Annotated in this window: 22 protein-coding genes and 3 pseudogenes; 18 read left to right on the forward strand and 7 right to left on the reverse strand. The window is 67.4% G+C overall.

What is annotated here, in order from left to right:
• Positions 1 to 33: 33 nt before the first annotated feature.
• From ABZ818_RS07430 to ABZ818_RS07455, 6 genes are all read right to left on the reverse strand, one after another.
• Positions 34 to 1,158 carry a hypothetical protein gene (locus tag ABZ818_RS07430; RefSeq protein WP_361411900.1) on the reverse strand — a complete coding sequence of 375 codons (1,125 nt, stop codon included), beginning with the start codon at positions 1,156 to 1,158 and terminating at the stop codon, positions 34 to 36.
• Positions 1,155 to 3,521, reverse strand: a complete 2,367-nt coding sequence (locus tag ABZ818_RS07435; RefSeq protein WP_361411902.1) for a sensor histidine kinase — start codon at positions 3,519 to 3,521, stop codon at positions 1,155 to 1,157. Before ABZ818_RS07435 ends, ABZ818_RS07430 begins: the two co-directional genes overlap by 4 nt.
• A gap of 42 nt (positions 3,522 to 3,563) precedes the next feature.
• Positions 3,564 to 5,351: an N-6 DNA methylase gene (locus ABZ818_RS07440; protein WP_361411904.1), complete on the reverse strand. Its 1,788-nt coding sequence runs from the start codon at positions 5,349 to 5,351 to the stop codon at positions 3,564 to 3,566.
• Between the two features lie 346 nt (positions 5,352 to 5,697).
• Positions 5,698 to 6,075, reverse strand: coding sequence for a GNAT family N-acetyltransferase (locus ABZ818_RS07445; RefSeq protein ID WP_361411906.1), 378 nt, complete (start codon positions 6,073 to 6,075; stop codon positions 5,698 to 5,700).
• Positions 6,021 to 6,659, reverse strand: coding sequence for a hypothetical protein (locus tag ABZ818_RS07450; protein WP_361411908.1), 639 nt, complete (start codon positions 6,657 to 6,659; stop codon positions 6,021 to 6,023). Before ABZ818_RS07450 ends, ABZ818_RS07445 begins: the two co-directional genes overlap by 55 nt.
• Positions 6,660 to 6,829: 170 nt before the next feature.
• The gene (locus ABZ818_RS07455) at positions 6,830 to 7,675 is read right to left on the reverse strand and encodes a sigma factor-like helix-turn-helix DNA-binding protein (protein ID WP_361411910.1); all 846 of its coding nucleotides are present in this window, start codon (positions 7,673 to 7,675) and stop codon (positions 6,830 to 6,832) included.
• A gap of 475 nt (positions 7,676 to 8,150) precedes the next feature.
• Here ABZ818_RS07455 and ABZ818_RS07460 point away from each other — a divergent pair, with 475 nt between their 5' ends.
• From ABZ818_RS07460 to ABZ818_RS07525, 14 genes are all read left to right on the forward strand, one after another.
• On the forward strand, positions 8,151 to 8,414 hold the full coding sequence (locus tag ABZ818_RS07460; RefSeq protein WP_361411912.1) for a DUF6284 family protein: 264 nt from the start codon (positions 8,151 to 8,153) through the stop codon (positions 8,412 to 8,414).
• Entirely contained in the window at positions 8,414 to 8,689 is a 276-nt protein-coding gene (locus tag ABZ818_RS07465; protein WP_361411914.1) for a DUF6303 family protein, read from the forward strand. Before ABZ818_RS07460 ends, ABZ818_RS07465 begins: the two co-directional genes overlap by 1 nt.
• Complete coding sequence (locus tag ABZ818_RS07470; RefSeq protein WP_361411916.1) at positions 8,686 to 9,690, forward strand: DUF2637 domain-containing protein; 1,005 nt, start codon at positions 8,686 to 8,688, stop codon at positions 9,688 to 9,690. The genes ABZ818_RS07465 and ABZ818_RS07470 overlap by 4 nt, the downstream gene beginning before the upstream one ends.
• A complete protein-coding gene (locus tag ABZ818_RS07475; protein WP_361411918.1) occupies positions 9,687 to 10,025 on the forward strand; it encodes an RRQRL motif-containing zinc-binding protein in 339 nt (112 codons plus the stop codon). The genes ABZ818_RS07470 and ABZ818_RS07475 overlap by 4 nt, the downstream gene beginning before the upstream one ends.
• A 75-nt stretch (positions 10,026 to 10,100) precedes the next feature.
• On the forward strand, positions 10,101 to 11,654 hold the full coding sequence (locus ABZ818_RS07480; protein ID WP_361411920.1) for a hypothetical protein: 1,554 nt from the start codon (positions 10,101 to 10,103) through the stop codon (positions 11,652 to 11,654).
• A gap of 2 nt (positions 11,655 to 11,656) precedes the next feature.
• Complete coding sequence (locus tag ABZ818_RS07485; RefSeq protein ID WP_361411922.1) at positions 11,657 to 13,765, forward strand: hypothetical protein; 2,109 nt, start codon at positions 11,657 to 11,659, stop codon at positions 13,763 to 13,765.
• A gap of 211 nt (positions 13,766 to 13,976) precedes the next feature.
• Positions 13,977 to 14,438 carry a hypothetical protein gene (locus ABZ818_RS07490; RefSeq protein ID WP_361411924.1) on the forward strand — a complete coding sequence of 154 codons (462 nt, stop codon included), beginning with the start codon at positions 13,977 to 13,979 and terminating at the stop codon, positions 14,436 to 14,438.
• An 8-nt stretch (positions 14,439 to 14,446) separates the two neighbouring features.
• Positions 14,447 to 14,629: a hypothetical protein gene (locus ABZ818_RS07495; protein ID WP_361411926.1), complete on the forward strand. Its 183-nt coding sequence runs from the start codon at positions 14,447 to 14,449 to the stop codon at positions 14,627 to 14,629.
• Positions 14,630 to 14,712: 83 nt separating this feature from the next.
• Positions 14,713 to 15,612 carry a bifunctional DNA primase/polymerase gene (locus ABZ818_RS07500; RefSeq protein ID WP_361411928.1) on the forward strand — a complete coding sequence of 300 codons (900 nt, stop codon included), beginning with the start codon at positions 14,713 to 14,715 and terminating at the stop codon, positions 15,610 to 15,612.
• 74 nt (positions 15,613 to 15,686) lie between these two features.
• Positions 15,687 to 15,965, forward strand: coding sequence for a hypothetical protein (locus ABZ818_RS07505; protein WP_361411930.1), 279 nt, complete (start codon positions 15,687 to 15,689; stop codon positions 15,963 to 15,965).
• On the forward strand, positions 15,962 to 17,422 hold the full coding sequence (locus ABZ818_RS07510) for a phage/plasmid primase, P4 family (protein ID WP_361411932.1): 1,461 nt from the start codon (positions 15,962 to 15,964) through the stop codon (positions 17,420 to 17,422). The genes ABZ818_RS07505 and ABZ818_RS07510 overlap by 4 nt, the downstream gene beginning before the upstream one ends.
• A 26-nt stretch (positions 17,423 to 17,448) precedes the next feature.
• On the forward strand, positions 17,449 to 17,721 hold the full coding sequence (locus ABZ818_RS07515) for a helix-turn-helix domain-containing protein (protein WP_361411934.1): 273 nt from the start codon (positions 17,449 to 17,451) through the stop codon (positions 17,719 to 17,721).
• 81 nt (positions 17,722 to 17,802) lie between these two features.
• Entirely contained in the window at positions 17,803 to 19,068 is a 1,266-nt protein-coding gene (locus ABZ818_RS07520; RefSeq protein ID WP_361411936.1) for a site-specific integrase, read from the forward strand.
• A gap of 789 nt (positions 19,069 to 19,857) precedes the next feature.
• Positions 19,858 to 20,175 carry a hypothetical protein gene (locus ABZ818_RS07525; RefSeq protein WP_361411938.1) on the forward strand — a complete coding sequence of 106 codons (318 nt, stop codon included), beginning with the start codon at positions 19,858 to 19,860 and terminating at the stop codon, positions 20,173 to 20,175.
• 50 nt (positions 20,176 to 20,225) lie between these two features.
• Here ABZ818_RS07525 and ABZ818_RS07530 read toward each other — a convergent pair whose 3' ends face one another.
• On the reverse strand, positions 20,226 to 20,444 hold the full coding sequence (locus ABZ818_RS07530; protein ID WP_361411940.1) for a hypothetical protein: 219 nt from the start codon (positions 20,442 to 20,444) through the stop codon (positions 20,226 to 20,228).
• Positions 20,445 to 20,634: 190 nt separating this feature from the next.
• Between ABZ818_RS07530 and ABZ818_RS07535 the strand changes: the two are divergent.
• The 4 genes and pseudogenes from ABZ818_RS07535 to ABZ818_RS07550 all read left to right on the forward strand — a co-directional run bounded on the left by ABZ818_RS07535 (position 20,635) and on the right by ABZ818_RS07550 (position 24,337).
• Positions 20,635 to 22,761, forward strand: a pseudogene (locus ABZ818_RS07535) (FtsK/SpoIIIE domain-containing protein).
• Positions 22,762 to 22,964: 203 nt separating this feature from the next.
• Positions 22,965 to 23,237 (forward strand): annotated as a pseudogene (locus ABZ818_RS07540) (hypothetical protein); the annotation flags it as partial.
• A gap of 477 nt (positions 23,238 to 23,714) precedes the next feature.
• Positions 23,715 to 23,867: pseudogene (locus ABZ818_RS07545) on the forward strand (DNA primase); the annotation flags it as partial.
• Between the two features lie 230 nt (positions 23,868 to 24,097).
• A complete protein-coding gene (locus ABZ818_RS07550; protein ID WP_361411942.1) occupies positions 24,098 to 24,337 on the forward strand; it encodes a hypothetical protein in 240 nt (79 codons plus the stop codon).
• The last annotated feature ends 150 nt before the right edge of the window (positions 24,338 to 24,487 follow it).

Below are 24,487 nucleotides of genomic sequence, written 5' to 3' on the forward strand. Positions count from 1 at the left end.
ACTTCGGCCGCTCTGTCTTTGGCAGTTTCCAACTCATCCCCCAAAAATGCGATTCTGATCTTCTCGTGCCACTAGCGAACGAATATAAGGATCTTCCTCAGCGTCGTCGATGCTCGCCCAAGGCTCGTCTGCAAATACGGGCCAGAGATCAGGGCTCAGTCGCACGGCCTCCGACGAATCAACCACCCATTCACTTTCGGTGTAGTTAGCATCGATTACCACTACTGGGTGTTTGTGAGGAAGCGAACCCAAGTTGCCCCCGTGAAGTTCAGCCAGCTTCTCAGCCAGAAGCTCACTCTCGCTGACGTCCCAGTCGCCTTCAGCGAGCAAGGAGTCTACGAAGTGGTCAATTCCAGCGCGCCACCATCGGCGACCATAGAAATCGTGCAGATGCCCGGAGTAAAGAAACTCGTTGATTTTCTGCGACAGTGGAGAGCCTGAGGCCAGCACACTCTGGAAATCCGCCAAAGGCAACCGAAGGCGTACTGAAGCATGCAAGTCAGATAGCAGGAACGTCGGGTATGGCAAAATTCTCTGCGCAAACCATCGCAACCACGAAGACCCCGACGTGTAGTCAGCCACGGAATGATCGGGCGGGCGACAGGCGTCCACTTGAGTGGCGGCAATGTCGCACCACTCATTGTCCCCAAGGCCCAACCAACCGAGTCCGCCTTCCCAACCGTTGCCAGCTGGGAATGTTTGGCGAAGTTCGTGCGTGGCAGCAGCCAGAGCCGCGATGCGATGCCCCTCTCTGGCATCCTGTTTATTAAATGCCCAATCCAAGTCGTGCTGTGCAGCAAGGGCGGACTCTCGGATGGTGGCTGGCAGGGACTTGCCGAGTTCTGCAAGTTCTCCACTGCGTAGCACGAAGGCAGGGCTTGTCTCCATTTTCCACGCATGGCGCTGGAAGACGCGAATTAGGGCCAAGCCATCGACTGGATAGAACGCGGGCACTTCTGGGTGGGAATCTGCTCCCCACTCAAGATACTCGTCGACGGCTATGACAGAAGCCTGTGCGACATCCTCAAGAGTGACATTCTGAGGTGTCCGAACTATGGTCTTAAGACCCCTTGCGGAGATGGCCGAGGCCCGGCCTCGCTCCTCGTCCGGCTTATCGTCGATAAGTAATACGCAAGGCTGTCCATAGTTGTCTGTCACGCGCCTGCTCCTCGGGACGGTAGCGGTAGGAAGAACTCTACAGCTGTTGCGAAGCCATTGGACGGTTCTACGAATCTCACCTTACCGCGATACTCCTCCACAATGCGCCGAGTAATCGGAAGTCCGAGTCCAAGGCCCTGGCCTAGCACGACGTCGACGTCCAACGTCGTCGACTCGAAGGGACGGAACCACTTCTCCGAGTCGGACAGGTTGATAGGGGTACCGGTGTTCTCTACACGCAGAGAGATACCACCATCAGGCTCACTCCTGCCAGAGACCGATACGGTTCCCCCAGCATCCGCAGCCTTGATAGCGTTGGTTAGTAGATTCGTCATGATGACAGCCATCTCTGCGGGGAAGATGGGAGGAGTCTTCACATAAGGATCGAGCTGCGTTTCTAGGCGGATAGATCTCTCGGCGAGAGTCTTAGACAGCAGTTGGACAGAAGCTTGTACCGTATCGGGAAGACGCATCCTCCTTCGACGTCGACGGGCGTCAGGTCCCACCACATCAGTCAAGTAACTACTTTGTCGCGTTAGCGACTGCACCAATTGCTCGACCGCCTCGCCGAGTTCTGCAAGCATGCGCTTCCTCACATGGAAGTCAGCTGCTTCCGCAACAAAGGTGGTTAGCTCTCGTACGGCATTCGCCTGACCCAAAATACCGTTGATCTCATGAACAAAAGCGGAGAACTGAAGGCCAACTCCGGCGAGAACGCGGAGCATGATGCGTTCTTCATCCCAAGATCGCTGGTGATTCTCCGCCAACTCCACGGCAATCTGCGCACGCTGAATTTGGGACTTGGCGTCAGGTGGGATAGACGGCGACTCACCCAAGATGACAAGTTCCTGCCGTGCTGTCACCAAGGGATGCTTTAGGCGCCCTTCCGTTGTTTGAGGCTCCGCAGGGTCCGGTCGTGGGTCGTCAGTTGCACCAGTTGCACCAGTTGCAATTTCCGGCTTCCGAGCGAGTCGTGACTCTAGATCCCTCTCCTCAGCTCGACGCTCTTTGGCCTGCTGCTCGCGCTTACGAGATGCACGAGCACGTGTGACTAGGTCGATTCCGCCTCGCACGAGGTTTCGCAGCACTTCGAAAGATTCATCTTCAACGAAGCCTTCTCTATTTACGACTGGGCGGAGCATTTGAGCGCCGTCCGCTGTCAAGAAGACAGCTCCTACGTACTGCTCGTTACCCTGACTTAGAAATCCCTCGTTCTCTTGCTGCGGTAGGTAGGACGAAGTCGAGCTATCGAGGTCAAGATCGAAGCTGCGCGGCTTACGTGCATAGTCCCTGTCGAGTGCCAGCCAATCGTCTCGCCGGCCCCCGTAGGGGAGAACACGGAAGCCTTCAAGGTAGACGCGGATGCCCCCGCGGCGCTGGTTGAACCTCGTCAGTTCGGAGGCACGAGACTCTGCCCAGGCACCCTCGCGTGCATAAATCCTGGCAGTAAAGAAAGGGCCGGTATCGGGGTTCGGGTGCTGCTTCTCGAAGTAGTACGAGTCTGGGGCGCCACCCCGCTGGATGTTGCCTTCAGTAGGCTGAATCGAATACTTTACCGTCGATCCGGAAGCGTCGATCTCCAATAGCCAGTGCGCCCTATTTACCAGATTCTCCCACAATGATTCACCGGTTCGGAAATCACCCTCAGTGATGATTTTGAACCCTGGGTCGTCAGAACTGGTAGACGCTGGACGAATGTCCCCAATAATGCCCGTTTCCCGGACATTCTGCGGTTGTTTTAGCAGTTCTTCGGCTGGTCGTGCAGAGTGGAGTTCTTCCAGGAAGCGGGTTAGCTGTGCTGAAGTCCAAGGAGTCTTGAGGTTTTTCAACCTCAGAGTTGTTCCCGGCGTTTTGTCGCGAAGCTCAGTTATAGTCCGAACGCTCAGACCACTGTCAACACTTTCTAGGCTCTTTTCCTGGTTCTCAAGCTCATCCCAGTTGATGTTGGCAGAAACTCCTGCAATAGGAGTCTTCAAGGACTTCACGGAATGGACGCTGGCGTCGGGAATCGATTCAACATGCAGTTCGCGAGCGAGTTTGTGGGCGCTCAACCGCCCTACGCCTTTAGCTCCGGTGTAGCGGCGCTTGTAAACGGGGCTTCTTCTGTCGCGACCTTCCTTGTAGCGCCCAGCGATTCGAAGAAAGGCCGTGCGGAAGATTTCGTCTGTCATTCCCACGCCGTCGTCCGAAATGACGATAGTTCCGGAGTTCTTCAGGTTGTTTCCCCGGACGCGTACGAATGTAGCATCGGCATCGTATGAGTTCTTGATCAACTCGATTAGGGCAGTACTGTCCCGACCTACGAGAAGCTCTCCGAGTTCACGGAAAAGGTGAGTGTCTACGCTGAATCGGAACTTCTCCACACTTCCCCCTTTGTTGTAGTTGCTTCAGTCACAGATGGGCTCTCACTGGATCGGCACGTTAAGGTTCGATAGGGCGCGAGGCTCAAGCTTGAATAGTCCATCACCGTGGCGCCGGGCGATTGAAATCAGTGCTTGCTGGCCGACGTCACTACGAAGCCATGCAACTAGTTCTCGTGCTGACTCGACTGCATCTGTTCGACGGATCAATCTGATGCCGTATATGGAGTTGGTAGGTGTGGCACCCGCCAAATTCTGGACCACTCGAAATCGACTTTTCGTCATCGGTGCGATCAAGATATCCGGAATCGGCATCCGCTCTACGGCATACCAAGGGTTGCGCACTCGGCAGAGGTATCTGCCAGGTGTACCTCTGCTTTCGCCATCGCCGATTAGGGCTCGCACTGCCTCGTTATCCAAGGGAACGTTATCGAGCCTAAGGAGCCATCTTCGAACTCCGCTAGCGCCAAGAATCTGATGGGCTGTCGGTGTCAAATCTTGTTCCGGCACTTTTCGCAGGGTCGGTAGCGCAGGCACATATGCCCCTTCGGGGAGGCCGGCTACCTCCGAGTCTCGCCTTAGGAAGAACTCGTTATCCCCCGTAGCAACGCCCCGCCTTACTACGGCGATGGAGGAGAGGACGGTCTGAGGTGCACCGGTTTCTTCGGATTTCGTCGAGGTTCCTGAAAATGCCTGAACTGTGAAGGAGGGCGGGCATAGCGTTTTGCGCTGAGTATTTGCTAGGCAGGTAGCCTGGAAATTGAAGTCCATTCCCTGGGTGACCGAGTAGTAGCTCATACTTTGCGTTCTATCTGTCTCCGGCCCCACGATAACAATCATGGCCGAAACTTGAGCCGACGGGAATATTACCGCCTCGTGAGGGAATGCGTGAATCTGAACTGTTCTGTTGCGCAATTCCCAGAGATACTTTCTGACTTCGCGCGCATAGCGCGTCTCTAGCCAGTTAGCAGGGAGGAGGAAACAGATACTGTCCCGCGGTCCGAGCGCTCGAAGCGTTGCCGCAAGGAAGTGAGTCGAAAGGCCGGCTTGCCCATTAGGGCAGAGCGGGCCGGAAGCAGCGTGCGCCGCTTCTTTTGTTTTACGGTCGAGTAGTTGGTGTCGGGTGTAAGGAGGGTTTCCAATGATGAGTCTCGACTTGAGTGAGTCTGACTCGATTCTCGTAACCCACTCAAGATAGTCCCCGTGTACGAAGATGGGCTGATTGGGAGAATTCAATACAGCGCACCTTGCAGCCAGGAGACCTAGAGTCACGATGTTTACATCCACAGCGTGAATTTGAGAGTCAGGCCAATGGTGCAAGGCCCCCTCTGTAAAGGCTCCAACGCCGGCCCCAGGGTCGATGACTATGTCAGGCCCAGCGCTTAGTAGTTGCTTCGTACGGCTAATCATGTAGTCAAGTACGGGGGGTGGAGTGAAGAAGGTACCAAGGTGGCGCCGATTAGGGCCGGCTACGATGCGTTCATACAGATGGGCCAAGATGTCGGTCTGGCCTCTAGCTTCGATAGCCGTCCGAGCACGCTCGACCAGGACCAATGGCGGCCTCGGTGCGCACTTGGCCCATGAGGCCACAGCGTTGGGCCATCGATCCCAAGTGTTTGTGTCCAGGGTTGCAGCCTCTGCGAGAGCGGCTGCAAGCCCTCCAAGGGAGGCAAGGGCGCGTCGCTGACGAAGGGTTGCTCCGGGTACGGCCGATGGCGGCAACGGTTCACCGGCGACGCGATGACACCAGCTAACGATGTCTCGCGACAAACCGGGGTCGTCTGGATGCAGTGGCTCTGCTACATCGTGTTGTGCGTTGGGCTGAGTGATCACCCATCCACTCCTAACCCTGCGATGACGACGACAAGCTGAGAGTACCGGGTGTCAGGCTCACCATTCCCAGTTGGAGGTGTCTGAACACCTGGGCGACGCCGTGACGTTGACGTTGCGCATCCTGGAGCGGGTGGTGCAGCCTCAGACGAGCGGTCGGTGGAACGGCTTTGGGCTGGAGCTGCTTTGGGGCGAGTGATCATGGCCCCGTAAGCTGATGGCGAGTCGGGCAGTCTGTGGACCTGCCCGGTAAAGCACGACGTTGGGGCCATGATCTTCGAGGCTCGCCCCAAAGTGGCTGCCTAAAGCCGTGGAGCCGACCGCCCCAGCCACAGAGGGTGTCTCCCCTTCATGCTCGCAGCCGCGAGCGCGTCGCCGGGCGTGGCCAGCCGGGGCGAAGACAGGAGGCAGGCCGCGCCCGGCGGCGCGCGCCTGCGCCGTGCGCGGGCCTTGATGAAGTAGAGAAAGTTGTACCGCGCTGGGAGCGCTCAAGCAGTTGCGAACCGACACCGCTTCCGGCATAGCTGCGGGCCACCGCCATGCGATGAACGTAGAGCGCGGCGTCTGGGTGATCGGTAGCAGTCCAAAACTCCGAGTCGGCGAAGTCGTCCACTTGGACTGTCGCGACCGGCACGCCGCCCATGAAGGCGAGGAAGGCCACGTTCCCGCTGGTCACCACCGGCAGTACGCCACAGTCGCATCGTCCCCGGACTTGTAGCGAGGCCACCGGCGGCCGGTTGGGTCCGTCGCCTCAGTCTTGCGCACGGTCTCGATCAACCCACGGGGGCCGTCCGTCCGAAGAGCGGTGAAGACCTCTTCCCAGGTGGCCATCCCGTACTCGGTAACCAGCCTTGACACACCGTCGGACATCACGGCGGCGGAACGTACCTCCTGGAGCTTGGTCGAACCGGTGAGACCGTGCCGTGCTGCCTCTGGATTGGCGCCGGCCACCCAGTAGCCGTCTGGTGTGTTCCGCACCTCCCGCTGAGCGAGCACGAGCCGCTGTAGGGCTTCTCGGTGCCCCTGCGTGTGGGTTTCGTGGCTCTCCACTTCCGCCCGCAGGTCTGGCAGGACATCGTCCACACGCAGGTCAGTGACCACTGTGTGGCCTTCGGGACCCTCGAACACCACGGGTGAATCAGCAAGAACGAGGTGGTCAAGCACTCCGTGCTTCTGCCGCAGCACCGCGACTGTGGCGGAAGGCGTCCCAGGATTGGCAAGGTCGCACTCCGGGTGCACCGCGGCAACGCGTTCGAGTGCGATCGCCAGCCCATCCGGCAACGACACGTTCGGTTCTGCCAGGGCGGCCATGAGGTGCCCTCCCAGGTGGGCCACGAACCAGGGCACGCCGTGGTTGCAGCCTGTGGGTAGCCCGGCTGTGCTTAGCCCGTCTAGCACCACGGCTAGTTCCGGCGAACCAGCCACCCAGTCCTCGTTGGGGTTGGCACTCCCCGGCTGTGAGTCGAAGCAAACGCGCATGATCAGCTTTCGTGTCGGTACAGCGGGGTGACCCTGCGGCTCTCCAGTACCTCCAGGGTCTCGGGGTTGTAGCGGCACGAGATCAGCGTGGAGAAGCGCTTCGTTCGAACCTCTCGGTACAGCTCAGCCAGGTTGTGCTCCAAGTAATGGACCACTCCGTTCGCGCCGATGGCGTGGATACCCGCGATGTAGAGGAAGGTTCCACGCCCATTGAGTCGAGGGAGCCGGCCGAGGTAGCCGACGTCACCCGCGGACCCGTCCTCGTCCATCGGGGATCGGTGCCGCTTCTCCGCTTTCTGGTCGACCAGGTGCCAGGCATGGTCCTTCTCAAACCGTAGGTTGTCGTCTCCTTCCAGTACCTGGGCAATGATGGGCGACAGGCGCGGACCGCAGACGACCACGTGGTTGTCACGGTTCAGGTTGATGATGCCGGAAGGTGGGATCACCTCGTACTGGGCATCGAGCTTCATGCCGCTCAGCAGCTTGCGCAGGTGCTCGAAGTTGTCGAGGTCTTCCCTGGCGACGACTTCGCCGGGGTTCTGCTCCGGCGTCTTTCCACCCTCGTACTTGCCACCGAGGGAGACGGTCACAAGGTCGGTGCCGAAGAACGCTCGCTCCGGCGGCGGGCCAGCAGACGCAAGCTGACCCACTCGACCGCGACTCACCCCGAGCCGCGTAGCGATTTCAGCTTGGGTCATGCCGGACGCCTGCGCTTCCTCGATGGCCTCGCGGCGAACGCGGGACAGCTCCAGCACCCACCCCTGATAGGTCGCCATCAGGTCGATTGCTGCCTTTGCTCGGTCGACCGGATCCCCGATTCCAGAGACCCGCTTCATGTCGTCGTGCACAACTCTCCAATCGTCGCCTAGGGGGGCTATCGAAGCATAGCGCGAGAGGGGGTTGCGCGCAGCCGTTCGGTTGCCTACCGTACCTATCAAGCTCGACGGCAAGCCCCCCTAGGCAACGTCGGGGCTGAGTCGTTGTGGCTGCTTGACCTGCATGTAAAGGGCCCCTTCGGGGGTCATGAGGCCCCGCTTTCGCGGGGGCGAGGGACCCGGACCCCTTTGCAGTCCGGAGGGCTTAGACCGAAAGGTCACGTCTCCATACGCCTGAAACGGGAGCCCGTGTTCCCGAAGGAGACATCAGTAGGACCCCCTGCCAATCGCGGCGCTATGTGCGCGGCGGCCGGTTGCCTCCGCTGCTCGTCTCGTACGAGCAGCGCTGAGGGGAGCCGGATCTTCCGACTTCAACGGCGTGCGGCCCCGGTGGTAGGACACCGGGGCCGCTGTGTTGAGCCGTTCCTACGCGAGAGGAACACGACTCATGAGGCACATCGGTGCTGTTCAGGCGGTTGTTACCGCCGCCGAGTTCGACCGCGAGCCGACGGCCGCGGAGCTGGACGCGATCGAGCTGGAGATGCCCGTCGTCCTGGCGGAGCTGGAGCTGCTGGACGCGCAGATCACCACCCTGGACCACACCCCGTCGTCGCTGGACGTGCGCCGGATCCGGCGGGCCCGCCGGCGGGTGCTGGCCGCCCGCCGGGAGCTGACCAACCGGAGCGTCGCGGGTTCGCCGGAGGTGGCCTGATGGCCGCCGTGTGCACGGCGCAGATGGCGCGCCGCCGGGGCCGGTGGCGCCTGTACGTGGTGCTGTTCAACACCCCAACGTGGCCGGAGCGGGACCTGGGCGGCGGTGCCGCGGTGCCGACCGTTCAGCAGCGTTCACGGGCGCTGCACGCGCTCGGCTACGCGCTCACCGACGGAGCGGGGTGGGAGTGGACCGAGGACAGCGAAACCCCGGACGACCCGACCTCGGCAGTGTTGCTGATCGCGTCGGTCACGGTGCGGGAGGCGGGCGCATGAACAGTGTTCAGATCCGTTCAGCCGAACGCGCGTTGTCGGTCGGGACATGGCTGATCGTGGCCGGGGCGATGCTCTACTCGATCCTCACCGTCACCCCCCTCATGGCCGCGCACACCCCCGATGAGTGGGACTGGACCGCGCCGATCCTGCCGCTGGTGGTGGACGCCGCGGTCGTCATCGTGGTCCGCCTCGACGCCGCCCTGGCCCGCCTGGGCGGGCACGGCGGCCGGTGGCCCATCGTGCTGCGGTGGATGACCGGCTGCATGACCCTCGCGCTCAATGTCGCCGACTCCGCGCTGAGGAAAGACCTGGTCGGCGTGGCCGTGCACGCGGTCGCCCCGCTGCTGCTCATCGTCACCGCGGAGACCGGGCTCGCCTACCGGCGCGCCATCACCGCCGCCCTGGCCGCCCACGAGGCACAGCAGCGGGCCGAGCACGCCGAGCAGGAGAAGACCGCCCGCGAACGGCACGAGGCGGCCGAGCAGCGGGCCCGCGAGGAACGCGAGCACGCCGCGACGCTCGCCCGTGAACAGCGCGAGCACGAAGCCCGGCTCGCCCGCGAACAGGCCGAGCGGGAGGAGGCCGCACGCCGCGCCGAACGAGCCGAGCGTGAGGAGCGGGAGCGGGCCGAGCGGGAGGCCCGTGAACGCCGTGAACGCGAGCGTGAACAGCAGCAGCGCAAGCGTGAACGCCTCGAACGAGAGGCCGCGCAGCGCCGGGAGCGGGAGCGGCTGGAGCGCGAGCAGGAAGCGCGTCGGCAGCAGCAGGAGCGGGCCGAGCGTGAACGCCGTGAACGCGCCGCGCTGCTGTCCGGCAGCCCGGTGAACGAGAAGCTGCCCGAGGACCGCGCCCGCGCCGTCGTGCACGCCGCCTTCGGCGAGGGCCTACCGGTGCGGGCCGCTGCCGACCTGTGCGGCTGGTCGGTCGGCTGGGTCTCCACCCGCTACCAGGAACTGCGTGACACGGCCGCCGGCCGGACGCTCGAAGGCGCAACGCCGTGAGCACGCTGCCGGTCTACCGGTGGCGGCTCGCCCCGGACGGCTACGCCACCCGCCGCCAGCTGCGCGCCCTCGGACTGCGGCCCGGCGGACAAGGCGTCGCCGCCGAGCTGCAGCGCCCGCGCCGCCGCCGCGGCCCGCTGGTCGCCTACCTGTACCGCATCGACCGCGCCAAGCCGGTCCGGCCGATGACCCCGACCCGCTGGGCGGCTCTCGCGAAGGCGAACGCCGCCCGACGCGTCTGCCCGAAGTGCCGGCGGGATGCCGGATACGTCGTGCCGGCCTCGCTCGGCATGTGCGCCCCGTGCGCCTATCCCGAGAAACAGCGCGCTGCCTGACATCCGCAGGGCCCGGCCCTCTCCACCACAGATCCGGCCGGGCCCCCTTCAGCTCCCGAAGGGAGTGCACACAGCATGACGGACACCACCATCACCCCGGTAGCAGGCCCCGAGGCCCCGCCGGACACCACCCCGCCCACTGCACCCGAACCCGCGCCCGCCCCGGCCGCCGCCGAGGTCGACCACACGCCGGGCGGGTGGCCGGTCGTTCCCCTCGCGGTGACCGGCACCAACGCCACCACCTCCCTGATGGCCGCTGCCGCGCTGGTCGGCGGGCCGGCCGCGCTCGCCGTCGCCGCCACCGGCGCCGTCGTGCTGGGCACCGCCGCCGCCCGCAGCAGCCGCCGTGACCAGAAGACCAAGAGGAAGGCCCCCGGCCGGGCGGCCGGGGCGGCGGCGACCGGCCGCACCGCTCGGAGCGGGGCCGGGCGGGTGCCGGGGCAGTCCCGTACCGGGGGCGCCGGCACCACCCAGGCCGCGGGCCGCGGTCGGGGCAAGGCGCTGCACAGCACGACCGGTTCCGCTACCTCGTCCGCCGGTCGGTCGGGCGGGCTGAACCGCGGCGGCCGTAAGGGATCCGCCGGGGCGGCATCCGCAGTATCGGGCAAGGGGCGCGGCAGGGTGGGTCAGGTCAAGGCGTTGCGGGAGACGGCGCGACAGTCGTCGCCGTCGCGGGCCGCCCGCCGGAACGACACCACCGGTGCGCGCCGTTCGGTCGCCGATGCGCGTCGGCAGGCGAAGGCCGACCGGCGGTCCGCCTCGCTCGCCGGTAAGGGCGGCCCGATCCGGCGGGCCGCGGGCACGGCGGCCGGCCGCGTCGGCAAGGCCCGCGGCGCCGCCATAGAACGGGCCCGGAAGGCGCGTGACCAGCGGGCGGCCGGGCAGATTGCCGCCGGGCGCGATCAGGTGCGCAAGGCGCCGGCCCGCCAGAAGGCGCGGAAGGCGCTGCTGCGGTCGGCGGCCCGGTTCCAGCGCCGCCGCCTGCTCGCGGCCCTGCTGGCCGGGGCGCTCGGGCTGGTCGGTGTGCTCACCTCCCCGATCGGCCGGAAGCTCGGTTGGCCGTGGCTCATCCACCCCGGCCGCCGCCTGTACGCCCGGATGATGCGCACCGCCGACGAGCAGCGCCGGCAGCGCGACGCGGCCACCCTCGCTGCCCTCCAGGACGACGAGGCCGCCGCCGACGCCGAAGCGAACAGCGACGGCGAGCAGATCGGGGACACCGCCGAGCGTCCCGCCGGCGTCGTCCCTGCCACACCCAGCACCACAACGAGTGAGGGAGAGAGCGTGTCCGGTTTCCGGTTCGAGGAGCACGCGGCGGAGATGGAAGCCGCCGCCAACAGCTACGACCCCGACAACGCCATGGAGATCCTCGCCATGGTCGAAGGCCTCCCGGCCGCGCTGACCAGCGTGGCGAACGTGATGCGGATCCTCGCCGAGCGCGCCGACTCCGAGTTCCCGCTGGAGAAGGAGGTCGCGGACGGCTTCAACGACATCTTCGGCGCCGTCATGTCCGCCGTCGCGGTCGCCGAGGACATGGGCCCGCTGTTCCGCCAGGCCCACGAGCAGGACATCGCCCGCCACGAGGACCCGCGCAACGGGCCCGAGGCCGAGAAGGGATGGAACGTCTGACCATGACCACCCACACACAGGCCAACACCGGGCCGGTGTGGGACTGGGCGGCCGGTCACGGACCCGTGACCGGCGCCCTGTCCGCCACCACCGGATGCCTCGCCGTCGCCACCACCGGCGCCGCCGCCGGCATGCCACCCGGCTGGGCCCTCGCCGTCGGCGCCGCCGGAGCGATCGGCCACACCGTCACCAGCCTGCGCGACCGGCTGTCCGCCCGCACCGTCACCATGCGCGCCGCCTCCTGGCTGATCGGCGCGGGCTGGACCACGTGGGCGATGACCAGCGGCCCGCTCACCTGGGCCGCCCTCGGCTCGCTGGCCACCCTCGGGGTCGGCCTGGGCGCCGCCGCCCGCGCCACCCTGCTGCGCGAGGAGGCCCGCGAGCTGGAGGCGCTCGCCGCCGCCGAGCGGCAGGTCGCCCGCGAACTGTCCGCCGAACGCCGGGCGATCGCCGCCCAATGGGTGGACCGGATCCAGCGGGTGTGCGGCCTCACCGTGCGCGTGCTCGCGGTCGAGCAGTGGCCCACCGGCACCGGGTTCACCCTCGACGCCGAACTCCCGCCCGGCGGCACCACCTACGACAAAATCGCGCAGCAGTCCGCCCGGCTGTCCGCCGACGCGCGCCTCCCCCACGGCTGCACCGCCACCGCCTCCCAGGGCGTCGACCAGGGCCGCGTCCTCATCGACGTGACCACGGTCAACGTGCTCGCCGCCGAGGCCACCTACCCGACCGACTACGGGCCACTGTCCCTGCACACCGGCATCCCCTGGGGGCTGCGGACCAACGCGGACGAGATCCGCGCCTACCTGCGCGAGCAGTGCGCGCTGGTGGTCGGGCCCACCGGGTCGGGCAAGACCAACATGGTCCACACCATCCTGGCCGGGTTCGCCCGCGCCACCGACGTGCTGACCTGGGTGATCGACCTGAACGCCGGATCCGCCGGCCTGCCCTGGGTGCGGCCCGCACTCGACAGCAGCGGGCAGACCGCCGACGGCCTGCGGCCCGGTGTGGACTGGCTCGCCGCCTCGCCGGAGGAGGCCGAGCTGATGCTCGATGCGGCGGTGCGGATCGCCAAGCACCGCAAGATGGCCTACCAGGACCTCATGTCCCGGGCGAACACCGACCTGCTGCCGATCAGCGACCGCATCCCGCAGATCATGCTGGTGATCGACGAAGGCGCGGAGATCCTCGCCGCCACCGACCGCCCGTCCAAGGCACTGGCCGCGAAGATCCTGGAAGTGATCCGGATCGCCCGCGCCATGGGCATCCGCACCGTCCTGACCGCCCTCGGAGCCACCGGCGCCGTGCTCGGGAACCTGATGATCCGCCGGGAGGCCAAGGTCCGCGTCGCGCTCACCGGCGGCGAGACCGAGGGCATGGACCTGGGCAAGCAGTTCCCCGGCTCCCGCGGGCTGCGCGTGGACCAGGCCCCGTACAAGGGCGCCGGGTTCATGGGCACCCCCGAATCGGCGGCGGCGCTGTTCAAGTCGTGGCGGATCCTGCCCAACCAGATCCGCGACATCGTCGCCGCCACCTCCGACCGGCACCCCACCCTGGACGCCATCTCGAGCAAGGCGGCCGGGCCGGACTACGCCCGCCGCTGGGACCACGCCCGCACCGCATGGATGCGCGACGACCACCCCGCCACCCACCCCGGGCAGGGGCAGGCAGGCACCGGGGGCGGGCTGAACCTCTCCGCGCTCCGCGGTGAGCGGCCGTCTGCCCCGGAGTCCGAGGCGGACGCGCTCGCGCGCCGGTTCCGCGAGCAGATCGACGCCCAGTTCGCCACCACCACCGAACCCGGAGCCACCGAGCCGGGCCCGGCGGAGCAGCCGCCCGCGGCGGCCGGGCTGAACCTGTCCGCCCTGCGGGCCGAGGACAACGCCGCGAAGGAGGCTGCGCTCGCGCTGCTGCTCGCCGCCGGACCCGAGGGAACCGGGGCGTCCGCGATCGCCCGCGCGCTCGCCGACGAGCACGGCACCACCCGGCAGACCGTCGTCGGCTGGCTCAAGACATGGACCGACGACGGCACCGCCGTCCGCGTCGGGACCGGCACCAAGGCCCGCTACGTTCACCAGCGCCACGCCCCCGAAACGCCCCCCGAGGCGTGAGCGCTTGTCGCCTGTCACCCATCCCCGCGGGAAGGGCCCCGGGCGGCTCCGTGAGGGCCGGAAACGGCTTGTGACCTGCAAGGCGACAAGCGACAAGACAAGACAAGCGACAAGCCGCACGACAAGGCAGACGACAAGCGACACGACAAGCAAGGCACCGGGCAGCACCCGCACCAAGGGTGCTGCCCGCCGTCGTTGAAGGGACCCCGTTGTGCACTCCCAGACCCCGTACGAGATCACCACCCTGCCCGCCCAACCATCGTCCGCGTACGGCGAGATGCTGCAGCACGAGATCCCGCCCGGCATCCAACTCGTCACCCTGCCCGGCGGCATCCGCACCCTCGCCTACACCCAGCCACCGGCCGCGCCTACGCCGCAGCCGGCACCGGTCGCGGCCCCGATTCCGACCTGGGCCAAGACCACCGCCCTGCTCGCCCCGACCGTCGGGGGCGGCATCGCCGCCGCGTCCGTCGGCCTCTCCTACGCCGCACCGGGACTGATCGCCATGAGCCACGCCCTGTGGTCCGCCGTCGCCCTCATCGCCGCCGGCGCCATCGCCGTCCCGCTCGTCCTGCGGGCCGCACGGCGCCCGGCCGGTCCGGCGCAGATCACCCAGAACATCACCGCCACCGGCCTCTTCGGCAAGGCCACCGGCACCATCAACCACCACTGAGGAGACCCGTGAACGACTCCCTGAGCGACCGCGTCAGCGACGCCGTCGCCCTGCCCACCGGAACACCCACCGTCCGCTGCCCCGTCCTCGGCTGCGACGTCCGCATCCGCTTCCGCACCGTCACCCCCGACGAAGCCACCCGGCTCACCGAGCTGGCCGTCGACCACACCCGGCACGGTGCCAAGCCCTGACAACGCCGAAGGCGGCCCGCGTCTCGCCAAAGCCTCGGGCCGCCCTCGTCTGCCAGCACTCATCAGAACTGGAGACATCCAGCATGACCCATGACCGCAAGCCCGCGCTGCTCACCGCAGCGCTCGATCACGCTGCCCGCGGCTGGCCCGTCCTGCCGCTGCAACCCGGCGGCAAACGGCCCGCGCTGCACGGCGAGAACGCCTGCCCGCGCACCGGCCCCTGCGCCCACGGGCACCTGAAGTGGGAGCAGCGCGCCACCACCGACCCGGACCGCATCCGCGCCGCCTGGTCCGCGGGTGCATTCAACGTCGGTATCGCCACCGGCCCCGCCGGGCTGATCGTGGTCGACCTCGACAAACCCAAGAGCAGTTCGGACACGCCTTGCGGCGTGACGACCTTCAAGGCGCTCTGCGAGCGCACCGGGCAGACCGTGCCCACCACTCGCACAGTGCGGACCGCGAGCGGTGGTCGGCACCTGTACTTCACCGCACCGGCCGGTGTCCGGCTGGGCAACACGGCGGGCACCCTCGCCCCGCTGGTCGACACCCGCGCGCACGGCGGATACGTCGTCGCCCCCGGCAGCACCACCCCCGCCGGCTCGTACGAGGTCATCCACGACGGCCCCGTCCTGCCGCTGCCCGGGTGGCTGCTGGACACGCTCCAGCCCGCACCGAAGCCCGAGCACCCGGTACAGATCGCGCCGCCGGTCACCCGCGGCTCGCGGGTGGCGGACGTGGCGTTCGAGCGGGAGACGGCCGCGATCCTCGCCTCCCGCGAGCCACACCGCGAGGACACCCTGTTTCGGGCCGCACGGTCCATGGGGCGCTTCGTGGCATGGGGCGACATCCCCCGTCACGTGGTCGAGGAGGCTTTTCAGAGCGCGGGGGAGTCGGTGGGACTCAAGCCCTACGAGTGCCGCTCGACTCTGCGCTCCGCCCTGAACTGGTCGATCCGCACCTGCCGGCCCCGGGAGACGGTGTGAACAACCCGCCTCCCTGCCCCGCTCTGAAAAGCCTCCCCACCCCCTCCCAGCCGTCCGCCGCCGCACCGCCCCCCTTGTCGACCGGCGGTGGGGCGCCGAAGGGCGTCGCCGAAGGCGTCCTTTCTGCTGTTCGCCCCGACCAGCAGCCGGGAGACGGCCGATACCCGGTCGCCTGGCTGCACATCACCGCACCCGGACGCGGCGCGATCCCCGCCGCCACCTCGGCGTGCGCGTGCGGCCGGGACCGCAGCGCGGTCGGCCACCGCAAGGTGCACGACCTGATCGCCGACCACACCGCCCACCGCGAACTTTGCCCGCTCCGCATCCCCCAGGAAGGGAGGGCTGCCGCATGATGGACCCCCGCACGATCGAGGGCGAGGAACTGCCCGCGCCCTCGAACCCGTTGGCCGTCGCCCGCCGTCTGCTGCCCGATTGGCAGACCGAGGACGGACAGCTTGTCTGCCGGCGCTGGCGCGCATCGTGGATGCGCTGGACCGGCACCAGTTGGCGGGAGCTGGACGAGGCGCAGATGCGCGCCACGATGTACCGACGCCTGGAGCACGCCGTGTTCTACGCCCCCGGGAAGGACGGGCAGCCGGAAGCGCGGGAGTGGGCGCCCACGAAGCAGAAGATCAGCAACCTGCTTGACGCCCTGGGTGCGATCACCCTGCTGCCCACCGGCACCGACGCACCGGTCTGGCTCGACGCCAACGGCGACGCGAGCGAGCAGGACGGCGGTCCGATCGTGGCCTGTGAGAACGGCCTGCTCCGCATCCGGGACCGCGCGCTCCTCCCACACGGCCCCCACTTCTTCAACCTCGTCTCCGTCCCCTTCGCCTACAACCCCGACGCCACGGCCCCGACGTGGGAACGCTTCCTGGGGCAGATCTGGCCCGACGACCCCGATGCGATTCACGCGCTTCAGGAGTGGTTCGGCTACGTCCTGTCCGGCCGGACCGACCAGCAGAAGGTCATGCTCATCGTCGGTCCGTCCCGCTCCGGCAAGGGCACCATCGCCCGCGTGCTGAAAGAGCTGGTCGGCAAGGAGAACCTTGCCGGGCCGACCCTCGCCGGCCTCGGCACGAACTTCGGGCTGTCCACCCTGATCGGCAAGCCTTTGGCGGTCATTTCCGATGCCCGGCTGTCCGGCAGCGACAACAGCCAGGTCGTGGAACGGCTGCTGACCATCTCCGGTGAGGACACGATCGACGTCGACCGCAAGTACCGCGAGCAGTGGACCGGCAAGCTGCCCACCCGGCTGATGCTGCTGTCCAACGAACTGTCGCACTTCGGCGACTCCTCCGGCGTGATCGCCAAACGGTTCATCCTGCTCAACATGCGCGTCTCCTGGCTCGGCAGGGAAGACACCACCCTCACCGACCGGCTCGCCGCGGAGATGCCCGGCATCCTGAACTGGGCCCTCGACGGCCTGGCCCGTCTCCAGCGGGCGGGCCGGATCACGGAACCGAAGTCCAGCCGCGAAGCGGTCACCACCATGCAGGACACCGCCTCCCCCACCAGCGCGTTCGTCCGCGAGCGCTGCGCCACCGGCCCGGCGTGCAGCGTGCCCGTGGACGCCCTGTGGACCGTGTGGCGGGAATGGGCCGAGGACAACGGCGTGCGCCCCGGCACGAAGCAGGTGTTCGGCCGCAACCTGCTGTCCGTCGTGCCCCAGCTCAACCGCACCCGGCCGCGAGACGAGTACGGCCGGCAGGTGGTCACCTACAACGGGATCACCCTCACCCAGTGCGAAACACATTTGCCTGAGTCGCGACTCATCGCGTCTCAGGACCCCTCTGAGTGCCGCTGAGTGCCGATGAGTCGCAACTCAGAGGAATGTATTTCCAACATGCGGAGGACCCAGTGAGCCCGACCGCCCCCGTCCGGACCGACCCCCGCGCCACCCTCCGGGGTGGTCTCCCGGACCGGTACCTCACCCCCGACGACATCGCCGAGATGTTCGAGGTGCCCCTCGAAACCGTCTACCAGTGGCGCAAGAAGCGCACCGGCCCGCCCGGATTCCGCATCGGCAAGCACGTCCGCTACGACCCCGCCGACGTCCGCGCCTACGTCATCCAGCGCAAGAGCGCCGATCAGATCGCCGCCTGACACAGCACCGACACCGCTCAGCACCCAGGGAGGGCCACGCCGTGGCCCTCCCTGTCCATGTCCAGAAGGGACCGCCGCTTCGTGGCAGGCCACATCCAAGACCGCTGGTACAAGACAGAAACCGCCCCCGACGGAAGGTCCGTCAAGATCAAAACCGAACGTTTCGGCACGGGGTTGCGATACCGCGCCCGTTACGTCGGCCCTGATGGAACCGAGAAGAGCAAGTCATTCCGCGACCGCGAAAAGCGGCTGGCCGAGAAGTGGCTGACGCACATCGAGGCCGACATGTCGCGCGGACAGTACGTCGACCCACGTACTGCACAAACCACCTTCCGGCAGTACGCGGAACGCTGGGTCCAGACACACGCCGGGGAGATCAACAGCCGGGAGGCCGCGGAGCGTCGGCTTCGGCTGCACGCGTATCCCCACATCGGTACTCGTCCGCTCGGCTCGTTCAAGCCGGAGCACATCCGTGCCTGGATCTCCAGCTTGGAAGCCACCGTGCCGGCCGAGTCTCACCGCCGCATCATCGTCGGCACCGTCTCCGCAGCGCTGAGTGCGGCGGTCGAGGACGGGCTACTGAGCAAGAACCCGTGTCGCGCCCGCACGGTGAAGCTGCCGAAGCCGGGTAAGCCGCGCGTCAACCCGTGGACGGCCGCTCAGGTCTTCGGCGTGCGCGCCGCTCTCCCCCACCGCTATCAGGCCGCCGTGGACGTCGGCGCGGGGTGCGGACTGCGCCAGGGAGAAATCTTCGGCCTGTCCGTGGAGGAATTCGACTTCGAGGGCGGCTGGTTGGCTGTAGGACATCAGCTCAAGCGCATCCGGGGTAAGTATGTGTTCGCCCTGCCGAAGGGCGGCAAGGTCCGGGACGTGCCGCTTCCGAAGGCTGTGGCCACCGTGCTGCGCGACCATTCCGAGGCATTCGTCCCCGTCAACGTGACGCTTCCCTGGCGTACGCCGGACGGTCCACCCGTGACGAAGCGGCTGCTGTTCAGCGGGCCCGAGGGCAACCACGTGCGCGTGAGCACCTTCAACGACCACCACTGGAAAGCCTCGCTTGCCGCCGCGGGCATCATCCCGGCGCGGGAAGCGGGCAAGCGGTACGCGTCGGCCCCCGAGCACGGCATGCACGCGCTCAGGCACTTCTACGCGTCCGTGCTGCTGGACGCCGGCGAGAACATCCGGGCCCTGAGTTCCTACCTCGGTCACAGCGATCCGGGGTTCACGCTCCGGACCTACACGCACCTCATGCCGAGCAGCGAGGGCCGCACCCGGAAGGCCGTCGACAGCCTCTATCTGGCGTCGACTCTTCAAGATCACGGCCCACAGACGGCCCAAGCCGCCTGAGACGGCCCCGGGCAGCGCCAAACGCGCTGGTCGGGGCCCTGCCGGGCCGGATCACGCAGACTTCATCTACTTCTGGCCGCTGTACACGGGCACGTCGATTCCCATCGACTCGTGGCGGTCGCGGATGTGGCTGGATACCTGGGTCTAGCTGGATAGATTGGCAACTACCGCTGCTGCCCTCGGGACCTCCGCCTCTGAGAGGGCGTTCCAGGCGGCGAGGGTCAGTCGACTGAGTTCCGGTATCCGCTGCGAATGAATGGCACCGCGGGAACGGCTACGCGCAAGGTTACGAGGCTGCCAATCACCGGAAGTGCGCCGCCGGCGGCTGTTCAATGGAGGGGCCGTTGCCAGTTGAAGCGCGTGCTCCAGCGCGAGTCCGCAGAACCCATGGATTCAACCTCCAACTGTTCGGACCTTGGTGCCTCGGAGAGCAGCAGCGGCCAGCGGATCACTACCACCCTCTCCCAGACCTCGAGTGGCACCGTGTTGGCCAAGTGATGGCTCTCGCCCACTGGAAGGTCGCGCAGGCGACGTTCGGCCTCCTGCGTTTGTCCTACGTAGCAAAGCCCTGCACTTGACGCGAACACTCCGTAGAGCACCGGGCCCGTAGTGGCAGAGCTGTCGCCGTGCAGGCTGCCCTGGCCAAGGCCAACACCGCCCGCCGCCTCTGCCCCGAGTGCCGGACCGACGCCGGTTACGTGATCCCCGGCTCGCTCGGCATGTGCGTTTCCTGCGCCTTCCCCACCCCCGCCACCCCGCTAGACGACGACACCCCAAGGAGGGGCTGACATGGGCAAGCCCGACACCCGCCGCCTGGACCGCGAGATCCAGAAGACGAACCGCAAGTTGGAGGCGGTCCGCGAGCGGGAGATGTGGCCGCTGGACAGCCGCGAGCGGCGCGCGATCGTCGCGGCCATGGCCGGCGGCTCCTACGGGGTCATACGCGGCCGTGGCACCGACCGGGCCGAACGCCGGCTGGAGTCCGCGTGGAGCAGCGCCGAGACCCGTCTGATCGCGGAGATCACCGCCTTGCAGACCGAGCGGCAGCGCATCGTCACCGAGGCCGCCGTCGCCAAGTCCGCCAAGAAGTCATCCGGTTGGTGGTGACTTATAGGAAAACGAACGCGATCACCTTGCTGACCAAAGAGATCCAGCGTTCACCATTCGTCATGTCGTCGTGATCGTGCTTCTGCCACGCGGAGCAACAGCCACGCCAACACCGATCCAGTGAAGATCATGACGGGAAACGAAAGTCTGCCTTCCTTGAGGTGGAACACGAAGTCCTCAGGACCGCTCATCAGCCCGATCATGCCCAACAGCGCCAAGGCGCCGACGGCAACGACGCCGGACAACCACTGCGCCAGGTAGCGCGCCACCGCTCGTGCTATCTCGCGATCCCGATGGTTCATCTGTGCGTCTCCCAGCGCTCGATGGCCAGATCTTGTCAGCTGCACCCGATCTTGACTACGGGTCCGCTACCTCAAGGAACGCCGCGCCATGCTCGGCCGGCCCGCCGCCTCCCCTTCAGCTTCGCCCCGGCCTGGGGCAGTCAGGAGTGTTTCTCCCATGAGCGGCAACGTCGTTCACCTGCACAAGCACACCGACCCGCCCGCCGCCATTGGCGCCCGCCCGGCCTTGACCGTCGTTCCCGAGCAGCCGGCCGCGCCGGTGGTGCCGCTGTGGGTGCGCTCGGGCCGCGCCATCCGCACGGTGGTCACGCACGAGACGACCAGGGCCGCCGCGCGCGGCGCCGCCCGGCACACCCTCTACGTCGCCGGCGGCGCGCGGATCGTGGCCCGCCGCACCTGGGACGGCCGCACCGCCGCCCGCTACGAGCGCATGCTCCGGGCCGCGGAGGCGGCCGGGAACTACGAGGCCGCCGCGGAGTGGGAGGAGCGCGGGCAGCGCTTCCGCGAGGCCCGGCACCGCCGCCGCATGGACCTGCTCCACTCCCCGATGGACGCGGCCAAGGGTGTGCTGGTCGGCACCGGTATGGGCATCGGCTCCCTGGTCGCCCTCGGGGTCGTCCTGGCCATCGCCAACAAGGACGTCACCGATGTCGTCACCCCGCTGATGGCCGTGGTCAAGTTCATCCGGCTGCTCATCACGATCGTTCAGGTGGTGTGAGGGCCGCTCATTTCGATCGGCCCGTTTCTCGCCCTGCTCGCCCTGTGGGCCGTCGGCAGCCACCAGCAAGCCGCACCCCAATGGGCGCTGCCCGAGACTGTCCGCGACACGGCGGGGGAGCCCATCACCCCGTCCATCGTGGTCAAGGCCCTGCGCGACCTCGGCGTGCCCGCGCTGCGCAACGCCATCAAGGAGATGGGCGACGCCGGCGCGTCCATGCTCGGACCCATCCGCATCGCCGGATGCGGCGTCGAGGTGGACGTCACCCTGCCGTCCGGAGTGTCCACGGTCGAGGTGCAGAACCGGCGGCGGAAGTTGGCGGAGAACCTGACCCGGCACGAGCACGAGGTGTTCATCACCCTCCCGGAAGCCGCCCGCACGGTGCGGCTGTGGATCGCCGACTCGGGGGCGTTGGACGAGCCGATCGGCCCGTCCCCGCTGGTCATGGACGACACCCTGACCGCCGACTACGCCAAGGGCCGCGCCCCGTGGGGGCAGGACCTGCGCGGGGACGCTGCCGTGCTGAGCCTGTATCAGCGGCATCTGCTGGTCACCGGTCTGTCCAACCAGGGCAAGACCGCCGCCCTGCGCGCGCTCGCCCTGTGGCTGGCGCTGGACCGGTCGGTGCAGTTCTGGATCGCCGACCTGAAGGGCATCGGTGACTGGAGCATGTTCGACGGCATCGCACAGGTACTGATCGAGGGCCCGTCCGACGAACACGTCATCCAGGCGACCGAGATGGTCGAGGACGCGGTGGAGGAGATGAACCGGCGCATCGAGGAACGCCGCCGGGACCCGAGCATCGTCTTCGAGCCGCTCATCGTCCTGGTGGACGAAGCACAGAAGGCGTTCATGTGTCCGGCTGTCGACGAGTCAAAGCGGCCCTATGGCGGCTCCAAGGCGACGTCCCGGTACTTCATGGGCGTCCGCACCATCCACAACCAGGGCCGTGCGGTCGACGTGCTGATGTGGCAGGGCACGCAGGACCCCACCGACCAGAACCTTCCCAAACTGGTCCGCGAGGGCGCCCATACCCGCGCGTCCCTCGTGCTGGGCACCGAGTCACAGTCCCGCATGGCCCTGGGTGACAAGGCCGTCAACGGCGGTGCCGCCCCGCACCTGCTGCGTCAGGGTCTGGACAAGGGAACCCTCGTGGTCGCCTCCGACGGCATCACGATTCCCGCCGGCCAGCCCTCCATCACGGTCCGCACCCACTTCATCGACGACGAGCCGGCCGTCGAGATCGCCGACCGGGCCAAGGCTCTGCGCGACGGCGCGACGACCTTGCGCGTCATCGCGCGCGGTGAGGAGCGTGACCCGCTCGCCGACGTCGCCGCCGTCATCGGCGACGCCCCCCGGCTGCGCACGGATGAGGTACTCAAGCGGCTGCACGCCCTGGACACGGCCGTCTACGGCGAGTGGAACAACGGTCGGCTGAAGCGGCTGCTGGAAGAGCACGGCGAGGAGCCGAAGAAGTCGCACGGGGTCATGGTCGTCCGCCGCGATCACGTCCTGCGGGCGCTCGCCAACCGCGACGCCGACGGTTCCGCTTCCGCCGCCGAGTAGCGGGGAGGAACCACCGTCCGGCCCGGGGAGGCGGGGAGAACTCCCCAACCGCTCCCCGGGCCCGCCTCCCCGCGCTGATCAGCGCAAACATCGTTTCGGGGAGGCGGGGAGGCGCCCTGCTCAGACCCCCAAAACACCCCTCCGCACGGCACCCCGAAGGGGGTGTCTCCACCTCCCCGACCGAGCACCGGAAGGGATTCCGCATGTACCCCGAGAACGCCCCCCACGCGCCCGCCGTGCGGGCCGTGGAAGTCCACCACCCCACCCCCATACAGCCGGCCGCCGCCCCGATCGCGGCGCCCCTCGTCCCCGTCCAGCCGGGCGCGTTGCCCACCGTGGCGAGTGTGGTCCTGCCGGACGGGCGGGTCGTCACCGGCTACGCCATCGAGCCCGCCAAGCCCGAACCGGTCGCCGCGAAGCCGGCCGTCTCCCGCGCGGCGGTGAACGTCGCCCTCGGAGGCGTCGGGTTCCTCGCCCATCATCAGGATGATGCCGGTCAGCCCAAGCGCGCCGCTGAACAGGGCCCCCCACGGCCGAATGCCGGGGTCAGTGAGCGCCAGCCAGAACGCGCCACTCCCGAGGATGCCGAAGGCACACGCCAACTGGCCCCAGCCATAGAGGCGAGGGCGGTGGACCGGCCGCCGGTTCGTGGGGAGCCTGGGGGGGACCCAGCCACGCGTAATCCCCGCCACGCCGGAGGCGGCGGCGAGCAACGCGATCAGAACACCTGGTATGGCCATGTAGACCTTCATGGTCCCTCCCTGCGCGTCGGACCCGCGCCGGACGCCGCCGCGAGCATGACACCCGCCGCACCCCGCGTCCACGCGCTTCCGTGCCCACGACGCTCCTGATCGGCCGGACAGTCCCAGCAACGCCAAGGGCGGCCCCCGTCTCGCCAAAGTCCGGGGCCGCCCTGACCATCCAGCACTTCCACAGAACTGGAGACACCCAGCATGACCCATAACGCCAACTCTGCGCTGCTCCATGCCGCGTTAGACGCCGTGCTGCACGGCTGGTACGTCTTCCCCCTCCGTCCCGACACGAAGCGGCCCGCCCTCCACGGAGAGTCCGCCTGCACCGGAACCGGGCCCTGCGCCGGCGGGCACCGCGCACCCAGCCACGGGTAATCGCCGCCACGCCCGAGGCGGCGTAGAGCGGCGCCATCAGAACAGAAGGTATGGCGAGGTAGAGCCTCATGGTCCCTCCCTGCGCGTCGGACCCGCACCGAACGCCGCCGTGAGCATGACACCGTCGGGCGCCTCGTCCACGCGCAGCGCCTTCCACGGCTTACCTTCAGGGACTCTCCCGAGCAGCTCGCCTACGGTCCGAGGCCTCCATGGAGATCACCGATCCCGCCGCCACCAAAGCGCCCAACAACACGGCATCGCGCCACGTCTGTCCCACCCACAGATGCGAGACCACAGCGCCGCAGCCGGAAAAGAGCAGCGCGATGCCCGCCATCACTGAGCGGCGCATCCACCGGGAGTGCATCCGTCCGGCCGTGCGCCGGTCATTCGTCATGACCAACCACTATCCGGAAAGGACTGTTCGTGTTCGAGATTCGCGTCATCTGTGATCCGGCCGACACCGACCACGGCGTTCACGGATGTGACTGGACACCGGGGTCTGGGTCAGCCGGCTGATCACTGTTCGGACACCATCCGAAAACAGCCCTCACAGTTGCCCCGTCGGCCACTTACAGTGCGGTGGGGCCGCAACGGGGAGG

Origin of the sequence: Streptomyces sp. NPDC047453, assembly GCF_040643155.1 — a bacterium.
Classification (GTDB): domain Bacteria; phylum Actinomycetota; class Actinomycetes; order Streptomycetales; family Streptomycetaceae; genus Streptomyces.

Coding starts and splice junctions, on each gene's coding strand:
- ABZ818_RS07450 (WP_361411908.1), bottom strand. CDS start 6,659: ATGGCCGCCCTGGCAGAACCGAACGTGTCGTTGCCGGATGGGCTGGCG.
- ABZ818_RS07460 (WP_361411912.1), top strand. CDS start 8,151: ATGAGGCACATCGGTGCTGTTCAGGCGGTTGTTACCGCCGCCGAGTTC.
- ABZ818_RS07465 (WP_361411914.1), top strand. CDS start 8,414: ATGGCCGCCGTGTGCACGGCGCAGATGGCGCGCCGCCGGGGCCGGTGG.
- ABZ818_RS07470 (WP_361411916.1), top strand. CDS start 8,686: ATGAACAGTGTTCAGATCCGTTCAGCCGAACGCGCGTTGTCGGTCGGG.
- ABZ818_RS07480 (WP_361411920.1), top strand. CDS start 10,101: ATGACGGACACCACCATCACCCCGGTAGCAGGCCCCGAGGCCCCGCCG.
- ABZ818_RS07485 (WP_361411922.1), top strand. CDS start 11,657: ATGACCACCCACACACAGGCCAACACCGGGCCGGTGTGGGACTGGGCG.
- ABZ818_RS07500 (WP_361411928.1), top strand. CDS start 14,713: ATGACCCATGACCGCAAGCCCGCGCTGCTCACCGCAGCGCTCGATCAC.
- ABZ818_RS07510 (WP_361411932.1), top strand. CDS start 15,962: ATGATGGACCCCCGCACGATCGAGGGCGAGGAACTGCCCGCGCCCTCG.
- ABZ818_RS07515 (WP_361411934.1), top strand. CDS start 17,449: ATGTATTTCCAACATGCGGAGGACCCAGTGAGCCCGACCGCCCCCGTC.
- ABZ818_RS07525 (WP_361411938.1), top strand. CDS start 19,858: ATGGGCAAGCCCGACACCCGCCGCCTGGACCGCGAGATCCAGAAGACG.
- ABZ818_RS07550 (WP_361411942.1), top strand. CDS start 24,098: ATGGAGATCACCGATCCCGCCGCCACCAAAGCGCCCAACAACACGGCA.